The organism is Bombella sp. ESL0378 (genome assembly GCF_009725845.1).
In the GTDB taxonomy this organism is placed as follows: domain Bacteria; phylum Pseudomonadota; class Alphaproteobacteria; order Acetobacterales; family Acetobacteraceae; genus Bombella; species Bombella pollinis.
This window is the reverse complement of sequence record NZ_WNIF01000009.1, coordinates 65,097-88,332: the sequence shown is the minus strand read 5'-3', so window position 1 is coordinate 88,332 and position 23,236 is coordinate 65,097. Positions and strand designations below refer to the sequence as shown.

The window sequence follows — 23,236 nt, the reverse complement described above, 5'->3', positions numbered from 1 at the left end:
ATAACCTGAAGGTCGTAGGTTCAAATCCTACCCCCGCATCCAATAAATACCATACACAAATCCCAGATAAATCCCTAAACCCACACACCACTAAAACATACCCTTGCCTCTGTGATAAGCTTATCCCGCATTGCAGGTCAGTAAAATCTGATGAAGCTTACTCTTGTATAAACACAGTATAAGTTTTCCTTATTTAGGTTATCACTTGCTAAAATAGTGAGTTCGATCCTTTTTGATTTTAAGTATACCCTATAAGAGTGTTGATTTTATTTTGTTTTCAGGAATAGTTTATAGAGTAAGTTCTAATAAGGAATAGAGATGATGGAATATATGATAAGGGGTACGCCCGTCTGGTTTGATTATCAGAGGGGCGTTGTTCGTGGGCAAAAGCAATGGCATGAAACAACATTCTTTTCTTATAATCAGGGTAACTCTTTTTCGTCTCGTAATGTGGGAAATGGAGATTGGGGGGTATCGTCTTTTATAAGGCGGTATCAAACCTTTTGGATCGTTTCACCCAATGGGAAGGAAGTGCATGTTAGTAATATAAAGTTTAAATGTCGGGATGGACAGGAAGCTATTTTGATACGGGGAGGGAAAAAGGGAGACCCTAACAGCACGTATTTGATGTTGTATAATATTAATTCGCAGCAAAGTGCTTATTTTGGGATAAAATCCATTTTTATAGCAGGTGATTATGTTAGGTTTCTTTTTAGGGAGTTCATATTATATGTAATTTTATATGTTATTGCGTTATTGATTTCAGATTTTGTTATTTCTATAGGTGGAGATGTTATTTTTCTTTTAGTATCTCTTCTAATGATCATAAAAATATTTATACGTCTTCTTGTTTGTAGGAAGGAGACTAATTTAGCGTTAACTGCGTATTTGCATGATGTTCTTAAAAAAGAAGGGATATCAATGTGAAGTGTTTGCTCTTTTCTGGACATATATAAGGGTTGTGAGTAGGTTTGTTACTAATATGGAGCGATGTGTCAGGGAAGATGTTGAGATGAAAAAACTTATCTATCTATTGGGCCTTATCCTTTCATTAAGTGCCATGCCAGCGCAGGCTGATGGTATGTTTAAGATTGCGGCGGCGGATAATCAGCCCTCCGGTTTTGGGACAGAGGCTAGCGCGCTGGTGGTTGTGGAGGTATATCGCATCTCCGTACCAGCAGAGAAAGCACGGGCGAGTATGAAGGATATTCGGCAAGCTTTGGGTTTGGTGCAGACCTTTAGGGCTCTTCCTGCTGGGACGACCTCTATTACGGCGGCAACTAAAGAGGAGTTTTGGAAGGGCCGGAACATGCGTGAGCGTGTTTTTATCAATATGATTCGTAATCAAGGATATGACATAGAGAAAGTGGCAGAGGATGTGACGCCCTTTAACACATTGCCTGTACAGATGTCCGACAATAATAAAGGTAAGATTGATAGTTCAGAGATGGCTTTTAGCTTCGATGCACAAGCATTTAAGGCAGAAGATAAAAGCGTAAAGCTTACATTTAACGCCTCAGCGAAGCCCTTTAGCGAGAGTGACCAGTTTTTCAGTAAACAATATACGTTTAAATTGAAGAATGTAGAGACCGGGTACGCGTTTGATAAACCAAAAGAATCATCCAAGCTTGGGGATCGTAATATTTTTGTCTTTTCAATTACGCCCTTTTTGATGGATAGTTTTCTCTATCCTGTTCAAGCAAAATAAATACATAAGGGGGAGAGGGTATGATGCAGTCTGTTATGGAGTGGCCTGCTAAAAGCCCTCTCCCTGATAGCGATGTTGAGCATCCCGCGCTTTATCATCTCCTTGATGTCGCAGCAGTGGCGGAAGTGCTTATTGAGCCTTTCCCCTTTTCACCGCCTCTTAAACAGGCTTTTGTAGCTCTTGTTGGGTTGCATGACCTCGGTAAGTTTAGCGAGAGCTTTCGCGCTATGTTGCGGGAGGGGATAGCTCAGGAGTTTCGGCATTGGGAACTCACAGAAATCTTCCTGTATGAAAAAGATGAGTATCTGGAGGAATGGCTTGGTGGTGAGGAAGATGTCCGGCGTTATTTATATGCGTCTATAGCTGGACATCATGGTCGTCCTTCTCAGCAAAGTTTAAAGGGGCGAGTCCGTTATAATTGTCTTAAAGCCATTGGTAAGGGAGCGGAGAGTGCGGCGGAGGTTTTGGAGCTATTCCGCACGCTTTGGCCGGAAGCCTCTTTAGCGGAGCTGAATGAGGAGGATGCTATCCGCTTATCATGGTGGTTACCGGGTTTCTGCACAGCGGCGGATTGGGTTGGGTCGAACACGCTTTATTTTCCTCCGGTAGCCCCGGGGTTGGAGCCGCAAGCATATTTAGAGAAAGCCCGTGAGACAGCGCGTAAAGCTGTGCAGGAGGTAGGGCTTGGCAGCACAAGCGCGCGGGATGAGGCGTTATTTTCCTTTGCGCTGCGTCCGCTACAAACCGCGTGTGTTGATGTGCCTTTGCCGGATGGTCCTAGTTTGGTCATTTTGGAGGCAGAAACTGGGGCAGGTAAGACGGAAGCGGCATTGCTTTTGGCGCAACGTATGGCTTTGGCTGGGAAGGGGCGAGGGTTGTTTTTTGCCCTCCCCACTATGGCAACGGCCGATGCGATGTTTGAGCGTGTTAAACAAAGCATTGGCAAGATGTTTGACAAGCCAACCCTTACTCTTGCGCATGGGCGGGCGGGTCTTTCGGTCCCTTTTCAAGATTTAGTGTTGGGGCAAAGCCGTACGGGCGAGGATGTACCACATGATAAGGTTACGAGCTCCGCATGGTTGGCCCATGATAACCGGCGCGCTTTGTTAGCAGATGTTGGTGTAGGGACGATTGACCAAGCGTTGTTGTCGGTTCTTCCCGTGCGGTTTCAAACATTGCGGCATTATGGCTTATCCTCAAAAATTATAGTGGTGGATGAGGTTCACGAGATGGGTGAGCCTTATATCGCGCAAGAGCTAGTGGCTTTGTTGAAAATGCATCGGGCGATGGGGGGCTCGGCCATTTTATTAACGGCGACATTGCCTTTAACGTGGCGGGAAAAATTACTGGCCACATATGGTGGTGAGGCGCAGTCTTATGCTTACCCCGCGATAACCGTAGCAGGTGGTGAGGCCGTTACTGCTTTTGCAGCGGATGAACGCCCCCAAAAAGGCTCGGTAAAGGTAGAACGTCTCGGCACTATGGATGAAGCCGTGCATTATCTTACCGAATGTGCGGCAAAGGGAGCGGCTTGTGTATGGGTGCGCAATGCGGTTGATGATGCTATTGCCGCGGTAGAGGTTTTGCGCCAGCAAGGGATAGAGGCGCGGCTTTTGCATGCGCGTTTTGCGTTATGCGATCGTAAGCGTTTGGAGCAAGAGGTCCTATCCCGCGTGGGGCGTGATGGCACTGAGCGTGACGGGTTTGTTTTGGTCTCGACACAAATTGTTGAGGCATCGTTAGACCTAGATTTTGATGTCATGGTCTCGGACCTTGCGCCTATGGGCTCTCTAATACAGCGTGTCGGGCGGTTATGGCGGCATATGGACCGTCGTCCTGCCGCAAATCGGCCCGTACCCGCACCAATCTTGAAGGTTCTTTCACCTGACCCTGCGGTGATAGAGGGTGAGCGTTGGCTACAAGGGGCTTTGGGTAAGGGGGAATGGGTGTACCCCCTGCCTGATATGTGGAGAACGGCCTCTGTTCTATTCCGCACGGGGCAAATTGAAGCTCCAGAAGGCTTGCGGAGTCTTATTGAGGCTGTTCATGGGGATGAAGCCGAGCCGGTACCGTCCGTTTTAGAGAACGCGGAAAATGAAAGATGGGGTAAGGATTCAGCGGCTAATAATTTAGCTTATCAAAATATTGTCGCTTTAGGGGATGGCTATCGTAAGGCTGGCAATGGAGCGGATGATGCGCGTTATCCGACACGTCTGGGTGATGAGACGAGAACATTAATGTTAGCGCGTTATACAGAGGCAGGCTTACGCCCTTGGGCGCAGGCTGATGGCAGTACCAATGGTGATGAGAAGGCTTTATGGCACTTATCGGAGCTTTCTGTGCGGGTTGCTAAAGTAGCGCACCTTGAATTGCCAGACCAAGCTGCCCCAGCGATTCAGGCTATTAAGAAAGACTGGCCTCAATGGAGGCAAGCCAGCGTTACGCTATGCCCTGTGCAGGAGCCTGAAGGCGATATTTGTGCGGGACTGCATTATGACAGAGATAACGGGTTAGTATTCTACAATAAAGAGGATGAAAAGAGATAGTATTTATTATCAACACAGAGTTGTGTCTATATGGCTATTGCTGGGTAAGATTTCTCTTTACGGTTAGTTTGAATAGTTTGTGAGGGCTTAGCGTTGTTGAATCTCATCACGGATCCGTGGATTCCTGTAAAATGTAAAGAGGGCCGCCGGGTGATTGCCCCGTGGCAAATAGCGGAGAGTGATGTACTATTCCCCGATTGGCCTAGGCCTGATTTTAACGTTGCGTGCTTGGAGCTATTAATTGGGCTTGTTTATATGGCAACCCCGCCTTCTGATAAGAAGGATTGGAAGGCACGTACAAAGCCCGACCCGGAGGGATTAAGGACCGCGTTGGAGGCTTATGCTCCGGCTTTCTTTTTAATGGGGGATGGGCCGCGTTTCTTGCAGGATTATGACAAGCTTGATGGTGCGCCTAATCCTGTTGATATGTTATTTATCGATAGTGCTGGCGGCCAGACGATGCGGAAAAATCTGGACCTTATGGTCCACCGGCATCGATATAAGTGTTTGACGTTGCCAGAAGCGGCCATGGCTCTTTACACCTTGCAGGATTTTGCGCCTGCTGGTGGTGCGGGGAATCGGACCTCTATGCGTGGTGGTGGCCCGCTCGTGACGATTTTAGACCCCGGCAAAACATTGTGGGATTTAGTGTGGTTGAATGTGCCATTCGGCCAGCCTTCTATGATGAAGGACCTCCCGTGGATGCGCCCGACTCGAACATCAGAGAAGGGGAAGGGGCCTGTACGGCCTAATGATGGTAAGGATGAAAAGGCTCCTCCCTTTACGGTTGAAGCCTTTTTTGGCATGCCCCGCCGCCTACGTCTTGTAGGGGATGAACAGGGGATAACGGGGGTTATCCAAAAACCTTATGGGACGAATTATGAAGGGTGGCAGCATCCTCTTAGTCCTTATTATCGTATGAAGTCCGGAGAAATGCCACTTCCCCGGCACCCGCGTGCGGGTCGGTTTGGGTACCGTAATTGGTTGGGCCTGTTGATGCAAACGGGTGACAAAACCCAGCGAGAGCAGGGGCTCGCCTCGCTCGCTTTGGTCCTAGAAGAATGGCGTTGCAGAGATAGAGGGGAGGATGATTCCAGCGAGGAAGTCTCCGTACTCGTAGCGGGTTGGGCTATGAATAATATGAGCCCAAGGGATTTTGTGTATTCTGCACAGCCCATGCGACGTTTATCTGATGAGGCCTTGTTCCGGTTAGCTGATTTCATCGAGGCCGCGGAGATGGTGGCCTCTATGCTGCATCAGGCTTTAGCGTCTCTTTTGGATAAAGGGGAAGCGCGTGACGCGCAGCGGGAGGAGTTTTATCTCAAGACGGAACCGGCTTTTTATGAGCATTTTCGCGACATAGCCGAAGGTGGTAACCCTGCCGAGGCGTGGTTGGGTGAGATGCGGGATCAAGCTTTGTCTCAATTTGATGTCTTAGCCAAACCAGGACTCTCTGAGCGTGGCATGAAGGAGATGAAGGCGATCGCAGAGGCGCGGAAGTTCTTGAGCATAGCGTTACATGGCCATGGCAAAAAAACAGGGGCTTCATTGTTCCAGAAGTTAGGTCTTCCTGTTCCTACAACAAAAGCGCAGAAGAAGGGGCAAGCGGCATGAGTGAGAAACGATCAATCGGGGAGGAAATTTTCCAATGGTGGAGGAATTATATCGCCCCGCGCGTGCAGGGCCAGTCTGAGGATGAGGCGGAGGGTAAAGCCCAAAAAGCGGGTAGTCGTGACGCACGGCAAAGTGCAGCGCGTGCCTTAAGTGCGCGGTTACGCCGCAGTACATATCCTGATATTTTGTTTGAGCCGACCGTCTCTAGGCTGGTTGTTACGCTGGGTTTAGGAGAGCATCAGCTAAAGCCTTTTGCTCAGACGCTGCATGTTATTAGCTTTGTGCGTCACAATGTGCCCGATAGCTTAGCGAAGCGGTTAAAGGGCGCAGATGAAACCCCTGTGATGTCGCATATGCGCTTTAAGCAATTAATCACGGCAGAGAGAGATGAGGTCGCGTCTTTATTGCGGCGTGCCGTCACTTCGGCGGATGAGAAATGTAATGTGGCGCGCCTTGCAGGGGATATGATGTTTTGGGGCGATCAAACGCGTACGCGCTGGTGTTTGGACTATTTCGGGGTTCCGTTTGGCTCTGAAAAGAAGGCTGAGCCTAGCCAAGCTTGAGTTTCTGTTTTTACCTGATGGATAGAGTGAGTGTTTTAGCATGACTGTTTTTGTACAATTCCACCTTTTGACGACATATGGCCCATCTAATCCTAATCGTGACGATATGGGGCGGCCGAAGCAGGCTGTGATTGGTGGTGAGACGCGTTTGCGGCACTCCTCACAATCGATCAAGCGCGCGTTGCGGGAGAGTGCCTTCTTTGCGGAGAATCTTGCGGGTCATATGGGGGTGCGGACGAAGCGTCTTTACGGTAAGTTGGTCGAACATTTAGTGAAGAATGGCATCAAAGAGGCGGTTGCTCATAAAACTGCTGAAGAGGTTGCGGGTATTTTCGGTAAATTAGAATCTGCAGGGAAAGAGTCCGGCGATAAGCTTGCTACGACACTAGCCTTTATTTCTCCAGAAGAACAGAAATTGGCCTATGAATTGGCTGAATCTGCGGCTGCAGGTGAGAAATTACCGAAGGATAAAGACCTTAAAAACCGGGTTCTTCGGAATGCTGATGGTGCGGTGGATGTGGCTATGTTTGGGCGTATGCTGGCCTCTGATGCGGACTTCAATCGGGATGCCGCTGTGCAAGTGGCTCACGCTTTTACGACGCACCGGTCTATAGAGCAAGAAGACTGGTTCTCTGCGGTGGATGACCTCAATAAAGCAGATGAGACAGGGGCCGCGCATATTGGCGAGACCGGTTTTGGCTCTGGCGTATTCTATCACTATGTTTGCGTGAATGTGGACCTTTTGATTGAAAATCTAGCGGGTGATAAAGAGCTTGCTGTTAAAGCGTTGGAGGCCTTGGCAAAAGGTCTAGCGCAAGCGACGCCTAGCGGTAAGCAGAACAGCTTTGCTCATCATCCACGCGCTCATTACATTTTGGCAGAGCGTGGCGAGCAAGCCCCGCGTGATTTGTCTGGTGCCTTCTTTAAGGCTGTGGAAGGCAAGGACTTGCTGGGTGAATCCGTTACGAAATTGGAAGCTACCCGTAAGGCGATTGATAAAGCCTATGGTCCATGCTGGGAGGCAGAAGCTAAGCTGCATGTTGGTCATGATGATGGCGCGACATTGGAAGAGATTGCTGCATTTGCAGGCGAAGCCGCGCGGGGTGCGTGATGTCTTCTTATCTGGTGTTTTCGCTCGCAGCCTCTCTTGGGGCGATGGGCGAACTTGCCGGGCATGAGCGGCGCGGGTCGCTGCTCTGGCCCGGTCGCTCCGCCCTTATTGGTTTGATGGGGGCAGCCTTAGGCATTCCGCGTGATGGTGATTTCTCACTGTTAGATGCGTTAAAGATTGATGTGGCGATTTTTGCAAGCGGTGAGGGGGTGCGGGATTTTCATACAATCCAAGCTGTGCCATCCGCTGCGGTGAAGAAGCCCAATTCGCGCCCGGAGGCTTTGTTAGCTGCGGGGGACAAGGTAGAGACGAGCATTACGCTGCGTGACTACCGGGCGGGGGTGTTCTATGGCATCGCCGTACAGGGTGAAGGCTTGAAGGTTATAGAAGCTGCCTTAAAGAAGCCGTGTTTTACGCTCTATTTAGGGCGGAAATCATGCCCGCTTGCTGCACCACCACACCCGCAAATCGTAGAAGCGGATACGGTGGAGGACGCTTTGGGGCATATAATAGTGCCTAGGGTGCCACATTGGTTTTCGTCCTTTGGGGAGGAGGGCAAATTAGAGGCACGCACCCTCGTGGTGGATGGCGCGCATAGTGATGAACACGCCCCGCGTGAGATTGTGCACGATGTGCCGTTAGACCGGCAACGCTGGCATTTTGCTGCGCGCGAGGTTGCTCTGCGCTCGGTGTCGATTAAGGCACAAATAGCCGGAGAGACAAAGGGGGAGGCGCGCTAATGGAGTGGTATTTAAGCCGTATTCGCCTCTCGCGTAGTCCTGTCGTGCGTGTTTTGGAGGATACGTTAAAACAGCCCGATGCGGGACACAGGCGGTCTGCTCAGCATAATATGTTATGGTCTGCTTTTGCGACAGACCCCGACCAAAAGCGGGATTTCCTCTGGCGGGCAGAGAGCGATGGGAGTTTTATCACTTTATCGCCGCGCCCACCACGGGATGATAATGAGCTGTTTGAAAAACCGGTGGTCAAGCTTTTTGCCCCTCAGTTGCAGGTGGGGGACCGGTTGCGCTTTCAACTACAAGTCAACGCAACACGGATGAAGCGTGATACGGGCAAGCGTGTTGATGTTGTGTTGGATGCGCTTTATCCCGTGGCGAAAGAGGAACGAGCAGTAAAGCGTATGGACCTCGCACAGCAAGAAGGCAAAGCATGGCTCGCCCGCCAAGGTGAGAGTGCTGGCTTTGTGTTGGAAAATATGCAGGTTGAGGATTACCGTGTGGAACGGCTGCCACGTTTTGATAAACGGCGTGGCAAAGAGCAGCCAGAATTCGGTATCTTGGACCTGACAGGGCAGTTAGAGGTCACGGACCCTCAAGCCTTTTTGGAGAGGATGGGTAAAGGCTTTGGCCGCGCAAAGGCCTTTGGGTGTGGGCTTATGCTCATCCGGCGGGCTATATGAGCGGGGCGGGGAAGGGTGGGTTACCCGGTCTTGCCCCGCCAAAGCCGATCCCGCTTAAAGACCGTGCTTCGCTCATCTTTGTTGAGCGTGCCCAACTTGATGTGCTGGATGGTGCCTTCGTTGCTGTGAATGCAGACGGCACACGGACGCAAATCCCCGTTGGTGGATTAGCAGGTATTATGCTGGAGCCGGGGGCGCGTATCTCTCACGCAGCAGTATGTTTAGCCGCGCGTGTGGGGACGCTCATCACATGGGTAGGTGAGGCGGGGGTACGGTTATATTCGGCTGGCCAACCCGGTGGAGCGCGGTCTGATCGCCTGCTCTGGCAAGCAAGTTTGGCGTTGAATGACGAAGCGCGTTTGCGCGTTGTGCGGGAAATGTACAAGCTGCGCTTTAAGGAGGACCCACCAGCACGGCGATCGGTCGAGCAATTACGCGGCATTGAGGGCGCGCGCGTGCGGGAAGGGTACGCTCTTTTGGCAGCACAATATGGCGTGAGCTGGAAACGCCGCTCTTATGACCGGAAAGATTGGAATGGCTCCGATATTCCTAATCGATGTCTTTCCGCCGCGACAGCGTGCTTGCATGGTTTGTCCGAGGCCGCTGTATTGGCCGCTGGTTATGCCCCAGCGGTGGGGTTTCTCCATAGCGGGAAGCCGCTCTCCTTTGTGTATGATGTGGCTGATATTTTTAAGATGGATACAGTCATACCAGAGGCTTTTCGCATTGCGGGTAAAGCAGAGCGGGGCCGGTTAGATATGGCACCAGATCGTGCCGTAAGGCTCGCTTGCCGGGATAAGTTCCGCAAAGAGCGTTTATTGCAGAAGATTATCCCTACCATAGAGGAGGTTCTCTCCGCTGGTGGCTTGCCTCGGCCTGACCCTCCGCCAGAGGCCGTACCCGTCGCGTTTGAGGATGAACCCTTTGGCGACCCCGGGCACCGCTAATGCTTGTTGTCGTGGTTACGAATGCCCCGCCGCGGTTGCGTGGTCGCCTTGCCGCTTGGTTGGTGGAGATACGCGCTGGTGTTTATGTGGGTGATTACTCCGCTCGCACACGGGAGATGATATGGGAGCAAGTGCTCGCTGGCTTAGGGCTGGGAGATGCTGTCATGGTCTGGCATGTGCCTAACGACCAAGGCTATGCCTTTCGCACCGCAGGGCGGAACCGCCGCATGCCCGTTGATTTTGATGGGTTAGAGCTTGTCTCGTTTCGCCCGGAACAGGAGGGAGGTGATAATTCTTAAAATATAATTTATGTTGGTACGCTCTTTGACAATTGAAAAAGATTTATAATACAGTTGGTTTTAAGAAGTATGTTCCCCGCCCCCGCGGGGATGAACCGGGTATAGGGGAGAATTGTCATCGTGCCACCGTATGTTCCCCGCCCCCGCGGGGATGAACCGATATCAATTCTAAAATATCGTCTTTATATTTGATGTTCCCCGCCCCCGCGGGGATGAACCGAGCCTTTGGTTTTCACGAAATGGCCCCGTCTAATGTTCCCCGCCCCCGCGGGGATGAACCGTAGTCGTTGAGTATTTCAAGACCATCAGGTGTATGTTCCCCGCCCCCGCGGGGATGAACCGAACCGTATGTTTTCCCGCTCCCTCTAGGCGAAATGTTCCCCGCCCCCGCGGGGATGAACCGACTTTTTCGTTAAAAATTGTCTTCCTTCCCTTATGTTCCCCGCCCCCGCGGGGATGAACCGGTAATAATTTCACTTATATTAAATTAGGAGAAATGTTCCCCGCCCCCGCGGGGATGAACCGAATTTTGGCTTCTATGGGATTGACACGTTAGTATGTTCCCCGCCCCCGCGGGGATGAACCGCAACGATTACTGCTACAAATAGTTGCACTTTAATGTTCCCCGCCCCCGCGGGGATGAACCGCCGCTGTTGCTGGTGCTGCTATTGGAGCATTTATGTTCCCCGCCCCCGCGGGGATGAACCGTGTCATAAAAGACTTGCATAAGCATGTCATGGATGTTCCCCGCCCCCGCGGGGATGAACCGGCCCCCCAGGCACAGAATGGACATGACTTTATATGTTCCCCGCCCCCGCGGGGATGAACCGGTGCTTTCACTCTGAGCTAATTCTTGGTTTGTATGTTCCCCGCCCCCGCGGGGATGAACCGTAGAGGGTGATTGCGATTTTGTTATTGCTTATATGTTCCCCGCCCCCGCGGGGATGAACCGAATACAATAATTCTAATAATCCTGAGGTGAGGATGTTCCCCGCCCCCGCGGGGATGAACCGGGCCCGAACGGTTTTGGGGAATATATTATTGAATGTTCCCCGCCCCCGCGGGGATGAACCGTTTTCTATGACACGTATGGTCATAGACAGATTATGTTCCCCGCCCCCGCGGGGATGAACCGACTTATTTAGGACAGGCTAATAACGGCATTGAATGTTCCCCGCCCCCGCGGGGATGAACCGGGGGATTTTCACCCCCTCCCTTCTTAATTGCTATGTTCCCCGCCCCCGCGGGGATGAACCGTATTTGTAGGATGCTATATGGGGTTATCCATGATGTTCCCCGCCCCCGCGGGGATGAACCGCTCCCACACCCATACAACCATCTTTTACATTAATGTTCCCCGCCCCCGCGGGGATGAACCGTTTGGGGGCCTACATACGGAGGTGTAGTAAGGATGTTCCCCGCCCCCGCGGGGATGAACCGACCATAGTTATCGAGAAACTATAGCCTCCCCAATGTTCCCCGCCCCCGCGGGGATGAACCGCAAAATACAAATAGCGATTTGCTTAATCAGGTATGTTCCCCGCCCCCGCGGGGATGAACCGTGATTTGTTCCTTCCTTATATTGAGACATTTAATGTTCCCCGCCCCCGCGGGGATGAACCGCGCTTGGCCATATCTTTGCACTCACTAGACGTATGTTCCCCGCCCCCGCGGGGATGAACCGCAGGTAACGGGCAATATTTTTAACGAGGGATAATGTTCCCCGCCCCCGCGGGGATGAACCGGAAAGAAATTTCTCCACTTCTCCTGACAGGTAATGTTCCCCGCCCCCGCGGGGATGAACCGCAACTCCCTCAATCTTGATATTCCGGAATTGCATGTTCCCCGCCCCCGCGGGGATGAACCGTTTGGCAAAATCTACTCACCTCAATACTTTAAATGTTCCCCGCCCCCGCGGGGATGAACCGGAAATATTTTTAACGAGGGATATTTAACACAGATGTTCCCCGCCCCCGCGGGGATGAACCGTGGCAGTTGTTTGGTCTCTAGTTTGAAAAGACATGTTCCCCGCCCCCGCGGGGATGAACCGTATTCATCGTTCATTAATAACGATCTAAATTCATGTTCCCCGCCCCCGCGGGGATGAACCGGAATGGGGCGGCGTCAATCAGGCGTCAATTCAATGTTCCCCGCCCCCGCGGGGATGAACCGATTTCATGCGGCAGGAGGGATTTACCCCCGCAATGTTCCCCGCCCCCGCGGGGATGAACCGAGGCAGATTTACAATTCTATCCACAAATTCGGATGTTCCCCGCCCCCGCGGGGATGAACCGTAATCCACTTTAGGAAAAGCAGACGATTTATAATGTTCCCCGCCCCCGCGGGGATGAACCGACTGACCCGTATCTTTCATTAACGCCAGAGCCATGTTCCCCGCCCCCGCGGGGATGAACCGGTCATCAGCCGCATACAATCCCTCAAATAATTATGTTCCCCGCCCCCGCGGGGATGAACCGTGGATTGCCAGAGGCTGCTCACCCTCGCGCTTATGTTCCCCGCCCCCGCGGGGATGAACCGCAGGAGCTGCCAGAATGACCTTATTAATCTTAATGTTCCCCGCCCCCGCGGGGATGAACCGGAGTGTGGATAGATGGTTAGTCTTAATCCGAAATGTTCCCCGCCCCCGCGGGGATGGATTGTGATGCAGTAGTTTTTTAGAGATTTGGGGCCGGTATCCCCCGCTTTCGCGGGAGATACCGGTGCTTCAGGCGTTAGGGGCCGCTCTGAAGTCACCCACTGATTAAACGTTTGTAGGTTCAGTGGAGAGATTGTTTTTTAACTGAAGCGATCTCTTCACCCCACGTATTATGGTTTCGCAAGTCATACCTTTCAAGATTTGTTTGCTGCGTTCTTGCACATAAATCGTGCAGGTCGATCTTTTGACCCTTTGGGATCTGGCAGACTCATTTCCCCGCCTTGCGGGGATACTTACCTAGGGTCGTTGCTTCATCGTCAGTTGTGACGGGGTGTGGGATTTGGCCGCCAAAGCCATTCTAGGGCTTCTGGGAGGGTTTGGTCTATTGTGGGGCCATCGACATGCTGGGCGTTGCGTGAGATGATAAATTGATACGCATAGCCTTTTGCCGCAAGGACACGGGCGAGATTTTCGCCAGCGAGGACCCAATCATGCATCCCATCAGGCATAGGGTGCACGGGGTAAAAGAGGTCTTGGTCGCCCATCTCGTACCAAATGCGTAAAGGCAGGCGTGGGCTTGCTGGGATGAGGGCCGCGCCGGGGTGGGGTGGTATAGCCTGCGGTGTGCCTGCCCATGGGGAATGGAGCTGCCAGCCCCCACCGGGTAGAGCGGGGTTATATGGCCATTGTTGATTCACTAAAGAGGGAGAATAGGCCAAGACCCGATGGTACAGCGTGGGACGAAACCACGCCATGGCAAAGGCGGCGGCCCCGCTAGAGCTAAAGCCCATGGTCGCGCGGTCATCAGGGTTATGGGAGAGATGGAGGTGAGCCTTTGCCTCTACAAGAGGGAGGATATGGGCCTCGACCCAATCGGCATAATCGCCGGACATCGTATCATATTCGCGCCCGCGTTCGCTGCCTTGGGCATCACCCCCGCCGGAACCAACACCAATGATGACCATCGGAGGGATGCGATGCGCTTTGATGAGGGCATCAACCAAAGAGAATAGGTCATGCCCCGGATAAATACCGTCATCGCCCGCATCACCAAATATGAGAAAGGGGAGGGGATGGTCTGTTGGTGTATGGGGCGGGATATAAATATCAACGCTACGGTGCCAAGGGGCGGGATGGGCACCGGGGACGTCTAGGCGTGAGGGGTCGCCTGCGTGGCTGGTGGACATATTGCGAACCCCCGTTGCGCAGGGCTCTGCCTCATCACGGGCGATGCCGGGGTTATAGCCGCTTTGAGGAGAGGATGAGAGTGTGAAGTGAATCAAGCGGCCTTGTGCGGGTTGGGTGTTGTTCCACTCTGCGGGGAGTGTGTGGGTAGGGCCTAGGATGTAATTACCGTTTTGGGTGAGGGGTGGGAGTGTGGCATCGGGGAGGTCGGTCGCAGGGGGATAAAGTGGGTTATGCGGGTCATGAATGGGCATAACACCGCTGCCGCTTAAGCCGGATGTATCGATATAGAAAGGTTGGGTGGGGTCTGTCGTATTAGCGTGCGGGGGGTGGAGGGCGTCTAGCGGCATACAAGGGCCTGCGATAGCAAGTGCAGGACATAAGATGGCCAAAGCCAGCACGGCTCTTACAGTGAGAGCTAACAGAGAGATGGGGGCGTGTGAGCGGATGAACATAGCCCCACGCTATCATAAATTGGGTCAAAACATACAGGCCCCGTTCGTTATGCCGGGGCCTGTGGGTGAAGTTTACACGGGTTGATGTGTGTGGATGAGGGTAGCGAGCTGGTCGTAATCGTCTTGCGAGACACCTTGCAATGGGCGTGGGAGCGCGCCCGGCCCTGTTAGATTCATAATCTCCGCAGTAGAGGCGATAACGCGTAGTGAACCATTATAACGGGCACTCATAGCCCAGAAAGGCGCGAATATCGCCTCAATGCGGGTTATTTCAGCCTCATTTTTAGCAAGGGCCGCATCGGTGAGGTGACGGGCTAGACGAGGGAACAAGCCGCCCCATTCGGAGTACCATATGCGTGCGCCATGCATGAGGGCTTGGGCCGCGGTTGGGTCGCCACTAATGCCGGGGGTGATGCTCTCTGGCAGGGTGGGGAGGAGGCGTGCCATCCGTGCAGCAGCTTCCTCAGCGGTGGGGGAGCCGCTAGGGAGCTTAATGGAACGGACATGCGAAAGTTCGCAAATATGCTGCATTAACGCATCGGAGAAATGGAACTGCGTTGTACCGGGCGTATCATAAACAATGAGTGGGACGGAGACATGGCGGTTGACGGTCTCATAAAGTGTAAAGACCTCTTCATCTCGTAGGGGGAAGTAGCTCATAGGGGGGAGAAGAAGGGCTTTTGCCCCGGCTTTTTGGGCATCTTCAGCAAGTAGGAGTGTATCGCGTAGATGAATAGCCCCAATGCTGACAAGGACGGGGATGCTACCCGCATGGCTGACGGCCAAGCGTGTTAGTTTTTCCCGCTCCGTGTGGGTGAGGAAGGCATAACTCCCCGTAGAGCCGAGGGCCCCGATGGAATCCACTTTGGCCTCCACCAACCGGGTGATGAGGGCAGCACAGCGTGCCTCATCGGGTTTGTCCTGCTGCATAGGGGTAATGGGAAAGGCACTCAGGCCGTGGAAAGAGATGCTCATAAGTTATCCTCATGATGAGACAGAATGGGTGCGTCATCATGCTAGAGAGGCCGCACCACGGTATAGAAGGAATGTGACCTTATTTGTTTTATAAAAGCGGCGCGGGGGTAACTGGAGGTATGGTGGGGTCCTGACGATAGCGGCCCGGTGTGGTGCCAAAGGTCCGGTGGAAGAGCCGGCCCATATGGCTTTGGTCCGCAAAACCCGTATTCATGGCCGCTTGCACGTTGTTTATCCCTGTGCGGAGTTGTGCTTTAGCCTCGTTTAATTGGCATAGAAGCCGAAAAGCCTGCGGGGTTACGCCGTATTGGCGTTGAAAGCGGCGGGAATAGGCCTCCCGACTCATTCCAGCTTCTCGCGCAAGGGTTTGGATAGAATGAAGGGGGGTGCCATCCTGCATAGGGAGGGGTAAAGCCGGTGCGGGAATGATGGTGATGTGAGTGGGGCGTTCCCCAACAGATTGTTGGAGGAGGGCCGCGCAATCGGCTGGGTCGTGATAATGGTGGGGTGTGAGATAGAGATTGAGGCATAATATGTCCCCAATGCGGGCAGGGTCATCATCACGCGAGAGATGCGGTGTACCAGCGGGGATGAGCAAAGCCTGCCCCGCTGTAAGAGTGACGCTGCGATGAGGAAATAGGAAATGACGACACCCCGTTAGGAGGAAAGCGAGTTGGTCTTCTTGATGAAAATGCAAGGGGAGGGCCAGTTTTGCACCATATGCCATGCTCATCTCCCGAATATCAGGGTGATGTATGCGCCAATAATGCCAAAGCGGCCCAGAGGATGAAGAAGATGACGGGGTGAATGAAGCAGGCATAGCAGCGCGTATGATACTGAGGGGAGCGCGGGAGCGTCCAGAGGAATGATGTGGACTGACCAGTCTATTTCAATTCTGGACAGATAGGCTTGTTTTTGATAGGGGATGAAAGCATGACAGTGGCAGGGAAGCATGTGCAAGCGCGTCGGCGTATTTTGGAATCGGCCCGCCCGCTTATAAGCCAGCGGGGATTTTCCGCTGTGGGATTAAGCCAAGTTTTAGAGGCGGCGCAGATTCCTAAAGGTTCCTTCTATCATTATTTTGAATCGAAGGAGCATTTCGGTGCGGCATTGTTGGAGCTGTATAATGAGCAATATCTCCAAAAGCTGGATGCTCTGATTGCCGAGCGGGGCAAGACGGGCTTTGAGAAATTATCCGCTTATTGCCAATGCTGGGTGGACGCGCAGCAACATGGCTGTTTGAACGAGAAATGCCTTGTCGTTAAATTAGCGGCAGAAGTCTCCGACCTTTCCGAGCGCATGAGGTTGATTTTGGAGGAAGGGACAACGGCCATTATTGCGCGGCTTGCCTGTATGGTGGAGGAAGGCCAACAGGATGGGACTATCACAAAAGCTCTACCTGCGCGTTTAGCGGCATCTGTTGTATATCAAACATGGTTAGGGGCGACCTTGCTTGTTAAGGTCACGCATAAACAAACCGCTTTTGAGGATGCGTTTGTGGCAACGCGGCAGCTATTAGCCTCCTAATAGGGTTATTAATATGAGTTTTTTGTAATGAGAGGGTTTTTAAGGATGCCCCCCTTTCATTTTCGAGATGACCGGTCTATTTTTAGTGTATGTCCAGAATCAGCGAGGATGCTATGGATAATTTTGAGTTTTATAACCCGACAAAGATTCTCTTTGGCAAAGGGATGATTGCCAAGCTGGACGAGCAGCTTAGCCCGCAAGCGCGCGTGCTTATCCTTTATGGTGGGGCGAGTGCAGAGAAGACCGGCACATTGGCAGAGGTACGCAAAGCCCTTGGGTCGCGAGTTTTCTGCGAGTTTGGGGGGATTGAAGCCAACCCGACTTACGAAACCCTCATGAAGGCTGTTGAGGTTGCGCGTAAAGAGAAGGTGGATTTCCTCCTCGCAGTTGGTGGTGGCTCCGTTATGGATGGCACCAAGTTTGTTGCGGCTGCTGTACCTTATGAAGGTGAGCCGTGGGACATTCTGTTAAAGCAGGGGCAGACGGTTAAAAAGGCTCTGCCTTTGGGGACGGTTGTTACCTTGCCTGCTACGGGCTCGGAGATGAACAATATTGCTGTGATTTCCCGCAAGGAAACAGGCGATAAGCTTGCCTTCTCTGACCCGCATGTGTTCCCGACTTTTTCCATTTTGGACCCTACACGCACCTTCAGCTTGCCGCCGCGTCAGGTGGCCAATGGTGTGGCGGACTCGTTCGTCCATGTGATGGAAGCTTATATGACCTTGCCGCAAGATGCGATGGTGCAGGACCGTTACGCAGAAGGGCTTTTGCTCAGTCTGCATGATATTGCACAGCGCATCACAAAAGCCCCTGCTGATGATTATGACCTGCGGGCAAATCTGATGTGGGTCGCAACACAGGCTCTTAATGGTCTGATTGGGGCTGGTGTGAAGCAAGATTGGGCAACGCACGCTATCGGGCATGAGCTCACGGCGAAATATGGCATTGACCATGCCCGTACTCTAGCCATTGTTCTGCCGGCTATGTTGAAGGAGCGGCGGGAGCAGAAGCGGGCGAAGCTGCTGCAATATGCAACGCGTGTTCTGGGGCTAAAGGATGGCTCTGAGGATGAGCGGATTGATGCGGCGATTGCTCAGATTGAGGCCTTCTTTAAAGGGTTGGATATTCCTGTTCGTCTCTCAGCTTATGAGATTGGCCATGAGGGGATTGAGCCTATCATCACGCAGCTAAAAGACCACGGCATGACAGCCTTAGGGGAAGGGGAGGAAATTACCCCAGAAATTAGCCGCAAAGTGTTGGAACGCGCTCTATAAAATTAGGGCAAGAGAAAGAGGTATATTATGGCTTACGCAACAACAAACCCTTATACGAATGAGGTCCTCAAACAATTCCCCGAGGCAACGGACCAAGAGGTCCAAGCGGCACTAGCCCGGGGGTATGAGGCTTATGAGGCATGGCGGACAACAAGCTTTGCTGAGCGGGCGAAGGTTTTAAAAGCTCTTGGAGCCTTATTGCGCCGGGATGCTGATAAATTAGCGCGTCTTGCTGCTTTAGAGATGGGCAAGGTGCTGGCTGAAGGCAAAGCAGAAGTCATTCTCTCAGCCGAGATTTGCGAATATTATGCCGAGCATGCAGAAGACCTTCTGAAGCCAGAGGAGTTGAAGGTCTCCAACCCTGCCATTGGGCGACCAAAGATTGTGTATGAGCCGCAGGGCATTGTTCTGGCGATTGAGCCGTGGAACTTCCCTTATTATCAGGTGGTGCGTATTGCAGCACCGCAGATTTCTGCAGGGAATGCGGTCATCCTCAAACATGCTGGTAATTTGCCGCAATGTGCGGCGGTGTGTCAGGAGTTGTTTGAGGAAGCAGGGGCACCGAAAGGCTTGTTCCAGAATCTCTATCTGGCTCGTCATCATACGGAAATGGTGCTGAATGACCCGCGTAGCTGCGGTGTGGCCCTGACAGGCTCGGAAGGGGCTGGCTCGGTCGTGGCAGGGATTGCCGGTAAAGCGTTGAAGAAAGCCACGATGGAATTAGGCGGTAGTGATGCCTTTATCGTGCTGGATGATGCTGATTTAGAAAAGACTGTCAAATGGGCTGTGTTTGGCCGCCATTGGAATGCAGGGCAGGTTTGTGTGTCTGCCAAGCGCATCATCGTGGTGGATAGCCTCTATGACCGTTTTGTGGAGCTGTATAAAAAAGGCATCTCTGAGCTGAAGGCCGGTGATCCGTTAGACCCAAGCACCAATTATGCGCCACTCTCTTCCCAAAAAGCGGCTGATGATTTGCGTGCCCAGGTGGAAGAGGCCAAAAAGCATGGGGCACAGGTTGAGACAATTCCTCTGCCTATCCCCAATCAGGGGGCATTCTTCCAGCCGATGATTATGACAGGGCTGGATGAGAAGAATGAGGCACGCCATTGGGAGTTCTTTGGCCCGGTCACGCAGCTTTATCGGGCAAAAGATGAGGCTGATGCTATTCGCATCGCTAATGATTCCCCTTATGGGCTTGGTGGCTCTGTCTTTACAAAGGACGAAGCCCGTGGTGCCCGTGTGGCTGCAAAAATCCGTACTGGTATGGTGTTCATCAATCACCCAACCGGGACAAAGGCCGAGCTACCTTTCGGTGGGATTGCCCGCTCCGGCTATGGCCGGGAGCTTATCGACCTTGGTATTAAGGAGTTTGTGAATCACAAGCTCATCAATATCGTGGATATTGATGCTCCTTTCTGAGGCTTACTACTTACCGTTTGGGTAAAGGAAAAGGCGGTCCTGTAAAAGGGCCGCCTTTTTTATGTGTTTTGTGCCAAATTGGGATTGGTTACCGCCCTAACATGGAGCCCATGACACCATCGCGGCGGATGACGCCGTGTAGTAGGGCCGCTCCGATATGGGCGAGGATGAGTAGGATGAGCCCATAGGCGAGCAGGCTGTGTAGGCAGCGTAGCGCACCCCATAGATGGGGATGAAAGCCCATAAGAGGCGGAATGTGACAACCGCCCCATAAGGTAATGGGGTAGCCCCCGGCTGAGAGCATAGCCCAGCCAACCAGCGGTAAGGCGAACATGAAGCCATAGAGCAGGATATGGGAGAGATGGGCGGCGAGCTTCATGGGGCCGGGGAGGTCTGCCGGGAGGGGCGGTGTGCGATTGGTAAAGCGGTTAATAAGCCGGATGACCACGAGCAGTAGGATGAGGAACCCGACCGTGCGGTGCAATGTAAAGAGGCCCGCATAATGGATGCTCGATATATGCGCCATAAACAGCCCGACAAAGAGCATCACAAGGATGAGTGCGGCCATGATCCAATGAAGCATGATGGAGAGGCGAGGGAAGGGCGCAGCCTTACCCGTATTTTGCGGAAGTGACATAGCTTACTGGCCCTTCTCGTCTGATGTGAGGGTCGGGTTGGCGACATCGTTAGGGGTGACCATGCTCGGCGTTTTATGCTCAGCAGAGCGTGTTGCGTAAGACTTCATATACACCGAGGCTCGCAGGGCGAGTAAGGGGTCTTGCGAGACGCTAATGCCCTCTGGGAGGATGGTGGGGTCAAAGACCATAGGGCCGCAGGGATTTTCATCCTCGCTATAGGCTTTGGTGAAGGTTACAGTGCCAACGGTAACTTTTTGGTCTGCGTCATTCCAAGGTTGGCTGGGGTCGTTCACCGGGTCGCCCTCACGGGCAATGGTGGCTACAATATCCCAGCTTAGGGGGCGTTCATCTAGCGTTTGCACTAAGCGTTTGAAGAGGTAATTGCCATCATTCGCACCGCTCCCCTCAGCCGGGCGGAAAGGCTCTTTTGCCTGTACAGCCCAGCGGACGGCTGTTTTCTTCCCCGCATCATTTGTCAGGATGAAGCTGTCCAGGCTGTTATAAGTATCGTTTGTCAGGTCGGATGTTTGTTGATGGGCTTTTGCTTGCTCAAAGGCGGTGTTTAGCCAAGGGCGTTGGGCGGCATAGGCCTTAACTGCCTCCGGGTCTGGCTTATGGGTTACAGGGTCTAACCGTGCGGCTTTGAAGAAGGCGTAAGCATCAGCAATGTCCCGCATGGATTGTAACGGTACATCAACAAGGGCCATGCGCCAATCATCCCCCGAAGGCGTGCGAATCTGCAAGGCTAAGCTGCGGGCTATGTTAGGGTTATCGGGCAAATAAGGCAGCGGGGGTGCGAGTGAGAAACGCCCGATAACGGGAAGATGCTCCCCTTTAAAGACCCCTGCATGGGAGAGGGCGCGGCCTTCTGGTGAGGGGTCAAACCAGCCTGTTACACACATCCCTTTGGCATGGGCGCGGCGGAATCCTGTATTAGGGGCCCCAGCATTATGGAAGCGTTGCATAAAATGGGAGGGCGAGATGGAGGCCGGGGTTAATAAGCCAGCCGACCACGCTAGAAAGCCACCCAAGCATAAAGGTGGCAGAATGACAGCAGCCCAGCGGGCTGGACTCGCTGAATGGGGGGAGCGCGCCATAAGAGAGCATCTCCTTCGCAAAAGATGAGGAATGTGCTCTCAGGCTTATCAGATGTATGGGGTAATAGGAAGAAAAGACTATGCCCCATCATGACGTGAGACCATCACGATGGGGCGGGTGTTGCGTTACGGCATGGCCCCAATGGGCAACGGTTTGAGATGAGCATTGGTGCCACGGCCTACAGCATCGGGGGCATCATGAGTGAGGTCCTCATGCGCTTCGGGATGTTCGGAGGCATGGACATCACCCACCTGTTTGGGGTGGTGCAGCCCTTCATATTGGAAGGCCCCGACCGAGAGGGTCTCACCCATACTGGGGAGGTCTTTTACATCCCAGCCCCCGCCAAGGCTGCGGATTAAAGCAACATCTGCTTGGTAAAGCCGTGTAGCAACTTCCACTTGCGCAATGCGGCTGCGGAGGGTGTTTTCTTGGCTGAAGATAGCATCCAGATATGTGCCGACCCCACCTTGGTAGAGCGTCATGGTCATATTCTGGGTCTCCATATTCGCATTAACAGCTTTTTGGAGGGCTTGGTTCTCCAACGCAAGGCGATTGGTGCGGGAGAGGCCATCTTCCACCTCGCGGAAGGCCGAGAGGACGGTCGTGCGGTATTGGTCCCGTGTTTCCCGATAGGCTGACCAAGAGCGCTGCAGCTCAGCACGGTGAATCCCACCATCAAAGAGGGGGATGTTCATCCGTGCGCCATATGTCCAGAGGGAGTTGGCAAGATTGGCAAGCTTGAAGCCATTGGCCTCAAAGCCTGCATCCGCATTAAGGGAGAAATGCGGGTAAAAGGCGGCGCGCGCAATGCCAATAGCACGGTTTGCTTGGGCCATTTCCCGCTCTGCACTGGCAATATCAGGCCGGCGTTGCAGCAAGGCTGATGGCACCCCGGTGGGGATTGAAGGTTGGTGGAAGTCCAACGCCGTTACCGGGTCGATATGGAAGCTAGAAGGCGCACTATTGGTCAGGACAGCAATCGCATGTTCTGTCACCTCACGGGCGGCTTGGATGTCATATAACGCGGCTTGTGTGGTGTAGAGCTGTGCCTCTGCACGGGCGAGGTCTAACCGGGGGGCGGCTTTATATTTCAGTTGTGTGCGTGTGACATTAAGCGCACGCTGATAATAGGCGATGGATTGTTGATAGATAGCAATCTGTGCGTCATAGCCGCGCAGCTGGATGTAATCACTTGCAAGCTCGGCCTCCAAGCTGAGGCGTGCCATCGCAAATTGTGCCGCCGATTGTTGAGCAGCTTGCCGGTTTATTCTCACCCGGTTACGGATGGAGGACCAAATATCTGGCTCCCATGAGGCCAGGCCTGCATATTCCTCTTGCGTTTGGGTTAGCGTAGCCCCGTTACGAAAGAGCCTATCGGCTGATTGTTTATTATCAGACCCGCCTACATCAAGGCTGAGATGAGGCAGAAGGCCCGCGCGTGCTTTAGCGACTAAAGAGCGTGCTTGGAGGAAGCGTTCCGCCGCAGCTTGGAGGTCGCCATTCTCGGCGATGGCGCGGTCCTCTAGCTTATCAAGGAGCGGGTCATGCAAGAGGGTCCACCAGTTTGTAGGTAAGGTGGCATCAGCTGGCTGGGCGACAGCAAAAGGGGCTTGGCCCTGCCAGCTATCAGGTACGACAAAATGCGGAGGCTCATAGCGTGGGGCGAGGTCACACGCGCCCAGGGCGGTGAGGGCCAGCAGGCCACTCCCAAGGGCTGTATGGCGGGCAAACCGTCCCAGCCAATGGCGTGTTTTTTGTACAGGGCTGGCGAGGGTGGAGGGTGTGGTTGTCATGCTAGGCA

The 23,236-nt window shown here is 53.0% G+C and carries 19 protein-coding genes and 1 CRISPR repeat array; of the genes, 13 read left to right on the top strand and 6 right to left on the bottom strand.

The genetic code is table 11. The features are described 5' to 3' along the window. Positions 1–318: 318 nt before the first annotated feature. The 10 genes from GM556_RS07445 to cas2e all read left to right on the top strand — a co-directional run bounded on the left by GM556_RS07445 (position 319) and on the right by cas2e (position 10,208). Positions 319–927, top strand: coding sequence for a hypothetical protein (locus tag GM556_RS07445; protein WP_155579705.1), 609 nt, complete (start codon positions 319–321; stop codon positions 925–927). An 85-nt stretch (positions 928–1,012) separates the two neighbouring features. Next, positions 1,013–1,708, top strand: coding sequence for a hypothetical protein (locus tag GM556_RS07440; protein ID WP_155573912.1), 696 nt, complete (start codon positions 1,013–1,015; stop codon positions 1,706–1,708). A 20-nt stretch (positions 1,709–1,728) separates the two neighbouring features. Then, complete coding sequence (cas3, locus tag GM556_RS07435; RefSeq protein WP_230873332.1) at positions 1,729–4,254, top strand: CRISPR-associated helicase Cas3'; 2,526 nt, start codon at positions 1,729–1,731, stop codon at positions 4,252–4,254. A gap of 96 nt (positions 4,255–4,350) precedes the next feature. Continuing rightward, positions 4,351–5,868: a type I-E CRISPR-associated protein Cse1/CasA gene (gene casA, locus GM556_RS07430; protein WP_196424790.1), complete on the top strand. Its 1,518-nt coding sequence runs from the start codon at positions 4,351–4,353 to the stop codon at positions 5,866–5,868. Next, positions 5,865–6,431, top strand: coding sequence for a type I-E CRISPR-associated protein Cse2/CasB (gene casB, locus GM556_RS07425; RefSeq protein WP_155579703.1), 567 nt, complete (start codon positions 5,865–5,867; stop codon positions 6,429–6,431). Before casA ends, casB begins: the two co-directional genes overlap by 4 nt. A 40-nt stretch (positions 6,432–6,471) precedes the next feature. Beyond that, a complete protein-coding gene (cas7e, locus tag GM556_RS07420; protein ID WP_155579702.1) occupies positions 6,472–7,542 on the top strand; it encodes a type I-E CRISPR-associated protein Cas7/Cse4/CasC in 1,071 nt (356 codons plus the stop codon). Then, the gene (cas5e, locus tag GM556_RS07415) at positions 7,542–8,282 is read left to right on the top strand and encodes a type I-E CRISPR-associated protein Cas5/CasD (protein WP_155573908.1); all 741 of its coding nucleotides are present in this window, start codon (positions 7,542–7,544) and stop codon (positions 8,280–8,282) included. The genes cas7e and cas5e overlap by 1 nt, the downstream gene beginning before the upstream one ends. Continuing rightward, positions 8,282–8,962: a type I-E CRISPR-associated protein Cas6/Cse3/CasE gene (gene cas6e, locus GM556_RS07410; protein WP_155579701.1), complete on the top strand. Its 681-nt coding sequence runs from the start codon at positions 8,282–8,284 to the stop codon at positions 8,960–8,962. Before cas5e ends, cas6e begins: the two co-directional genes overlap by 1 nt. Next, complete coding sequence (gene cas1e, locus GM556_RS07405) at positions 8,959–9,909, top strand: type I-E CRISPR-associated endonuclease Cas1e (protein ID WP_155579716.1); 951 nt, start codon at positions 8,959–8,961, stop codon at positions 9,907–9,909. The genes cas6e and cas1e overlap by 4 nt, the downstream gene beginning before the upstream one ends. Next, positions 9,909–10,208 carry a type I-E CRISPR-associated endoribonuclease Cas2e gene (gene cas2e, locus GM556_RS07400; RefSeq protein ID WP_155573906.1) on the top strand — a complete coding sequence of 100 codons (300 nt, stop codon included), beginning with the start codon at positions 9,909–9,911 and terminating at the stop codon, positions 10,206–10,208. The genes cas1e and cas2e overlap by 1 nt, the downstream gene beginning before the upstream one ends. A gap of 69 nt (positions 10,209–10,277) precedes the next feature. Continuing rightward, positions 10,278–12,868: direct repeats of the CRISPR family, unit length 29 nt; unit sequence ATGTTCCCCGCCCCCGCGGGGATGAACCG. A 313-nt stretch (positions 12,869–13,181) separates the two neighbouring features. Here cas2e and GM556_RS07395 read toward each other — a convergent pair. From GM556_RS07395 to GM556_RS07385, 3 genes are all read right to left on the bottom strand, one after another. Beyond that, positions 13,182–14,504 (bottom strand): esterase family protein, encoded by a 1,323-nt coding sequence (locus tag GM556_RS07395; RefSeq protein ID WP_155579700.1) that lies wholly within the window; start codon positions 14,502–14,504, stop codon positions 13,182–13,184. Positions 14,505–14,576: 72 nt separating this feature from the next. Next, positions 14,577–15,479 (bottom strand): dihydrodipicolinate synthase family protein, encoded by a 903-nt coding sequence (locus tag GM556_RS07390; protein ID WP_155579699.1) that lies wholly within the window; start codon positions 15,477–15,479, stop codon positions 14,577–14,579. A gap of 88 nt (positions 15,480–15,567) precedes the next feature. Continuing rightward, on the bottom strand, positions 15,568–16,299 hold the full coding sequence (locus GM556_RS07385) for an AraC family transcriptional regulator (protein ID WP_155579698.1): 732 nt from the start codon (positions 16,297–16,299) through the stop codon (positions 15,568–15,570). Positions 16,300–16,412: 113 nt separating this feature from the next. Between GM556_RS07385 and GM556_RS07380 the strand changes: the two genes are divergently transcribed. From GM556_RS07380 to GM556_RS07370, 3 genes are all read left to right on the top strand, one after another. After that, the gene (locus GM556_RS07380) at positions 16,413–17,006 is read left to right on the top strand and encodes a TetR/AcrR family transcriptional regulator (RefSeq protein ID WP_155579697.1); all 594 of its coding nucleotides are present in this window, start codon (positions 16,413–16,415) and stop codon (positions 17,004–17,006) included. A 113-nt stretch (positions 17,007–17,119) separates the two neighbouring features. Further along, positions 17,120–18,280, top strand: coding sequence for an iron-containing alcohol dehydrogenase (locus GM556_RS07375; protein WP_155579715.1), 1,161 nt, complete (start codon positions 17,120–17,122; stop codon positions 18,278–18,280). Between the two features lie 27 nt (positions 18,281–18,307). Further along, entirely contained in the window at positions 18,308–19,699 is a 1,392-nt protein-coding gene (locus GM556_RS07370) for an NAD-dependent succinate-semialdehyde dehydrogenase (protein ID WP_155579696.1), read from the top strand. An 88-nt stretch (positions 19,700–19,787) separates the two neighbouring features. Here the strand turns inward: GM556_RS07370 and GM556_RS07365 are convergent, their stop codons facing one another. From GM556_RS07365 to GM556_RS07355, 3 genes are all read right to left on the bottom strand, one after another. Beyond that, complete coding sequence (locus GM556_RS07365; protein ID WP_155579695.1) at positions 19,788–20,336, bottom strand: cytochrome b; 549 nt, start codon at positions 20,334–20,336, stop codon at positions 19,788–19,790. Positions 20,337–20,339: 3 nt separating this feature from the next. Then, entirely contained in the window at positions 20,340–21,434 is a 1,095-nt protein-coding gene (locus tag GM556_RS07360) for a catalase (RefSeq protein ID WP_155579694.1), read from the bottom strand. 126 nt (positions 21,435–21,560) lie between these two features. Continuing rightward, positions 21,561–23,228: an efflux transporter outer membrane subunit gene (locus GM556_RS07355; RefSeq protein ID WP_099027478.1), complete on the bottom strand. Its 1,668-nt coding sequence runs from the start codon at positions 23,226–23,228 to the stop codon at positions 21,561–21,563. Between the last annotated feature and the right edge of the window lie 8 nt (positions 23,229–23,236).

What these genes read in the sequence shown, in the direction of transcription:
- GM556_RS07365 (WP_155579695.1), bottom strand. Translation starts at nt 20,336, where the DNA reads ATGTCACTTCCGCAAAATACGGGTAAGGCTGCGCCCTTCCCTCGCCTC.
- GM556_RS07395 (WP_155579700.1), bottom strand. Translation starts at nt 14,504, where the DNA reads ATGTTCATCCGCTCACACGCCCCCATCTCTCTGTTAGCTCTCACTGTA.
- GM556_RS07375 (WP_155579715.1), top strand. Translation starts at nt 17,120, where the DNA reads ATGGATAATTTTGAGTTTTATAACCCGACAAAGATTCTCTTTGGCAAA.
- GM556_RS07440 (WP_155573912.1), top strand. Translation starts at nt 1,013, where the DNA reads ATGAAAAAACTTATCTATCTATTGGGCCTTATCCTTTCATTAAGTGCC.
- GM556_RS07370 (WP_155579696.1), top strand. Translation starts at nt 18,308, where the DNA reads ATGGCTTACGCAACAACAAACCCTTATACGAATGAGGTCCTCAAACAA.
- cas2e (WP_155573906.1), top strand. Translation starts at nt 9,909, where the DNA reads ATGCTTGTTGTCGTGGTTACGAATGCCCCGCCGCGGTTGCGTGGTCGC.
- cas3 (WP_230873332.1), top strand. Translation starts at nt 1,729, where the DNA reads ATGATGCAGTCTGTTATGGAGTGGCCTGCTAAAAGCCCTCTCCCTGAT.
- GM556_RS07390 (WP_155579699.1), bottom strand. Translation starts at nt 15,479, where the DNA reads ATGAGCATCTCTTTCCACGGCCTGAGTGCCTTTCCCATTACCCCTATG.
- GM556_RS07385 (WP_155579698.1), bottom strand. Translation starts at nt 16,299, where the DNA reads ATGCCTGCTTCATTCACCCCGTCATCTTCTTCATCCTCTGGGCCGCTT.
- GM556_RS07380 (WP_155579697.1), top strand. Translation starts at nt 16,413, where the DNA reads ATGACAGTGGCAGGGAAGCATGTGCAAGCGCGTCGGCGTATTTTGGAA.
- cas1e (WP_155579716.1), top strand. Translation starts at nt 8,959, where the DNA reads ATGAGCGGGGCGGGGAAGGGTGGGTTACCCGGTCTTGCCCCGCCAAAG.
- GM556_RS07355 (WP_099027478.1), bottom strand. Translation starts at nt 23,228, where the DNA reads ATGACAACCACACCCTCCACCCTCGCCAGCCCTGTACAAAAAACACGC.
- cas5e (WP_155573908.1), top strand. Translation starts at nt 7,542, where the DNA reads ATGTCTTCTTATCTGGTGTTTTCGCTCGCAGCCTCTCTTGGGGCGATG.
- cas6e (WP_155579701.1), top strand. Translation starts at nt 8,282, where the DNA reads ATGGAGTGGTATTTAAGCCGTATTCGCCTCTCGCGTAGTCCTGTCGTG.
- GM556_RS07445 (WP_155579705.1), top strand. Translation starts at nt 319, where the DNA reads ATGATGGAATATATGATAAGGGGTACGCCCGTCTGGTTTGATTATCAG.
- GM556_RS07360 (WP_155579694.1), bottom strand. Translation starts at nt 21,434, where the DNA reads ATGGCGCGCTCCCCCCATTCAGCGAGTCCAGCCCGCTGGGCTGCTGTC.
- casB (WP_155579703.1), top strand. Translation starts at nt 5,865, where the DNA reads ATGAGTGAGAAACGATCAATCGGGGAGGAAATTTTCCAATGGTGGAGG.
- cas7e (WP_155579702.1), top strand. Translation starts at nt 6,472, where the DNA reads ATGACTGTTTTTGTACAATTCCACCTTTTGACGACATATGGCCCATCT.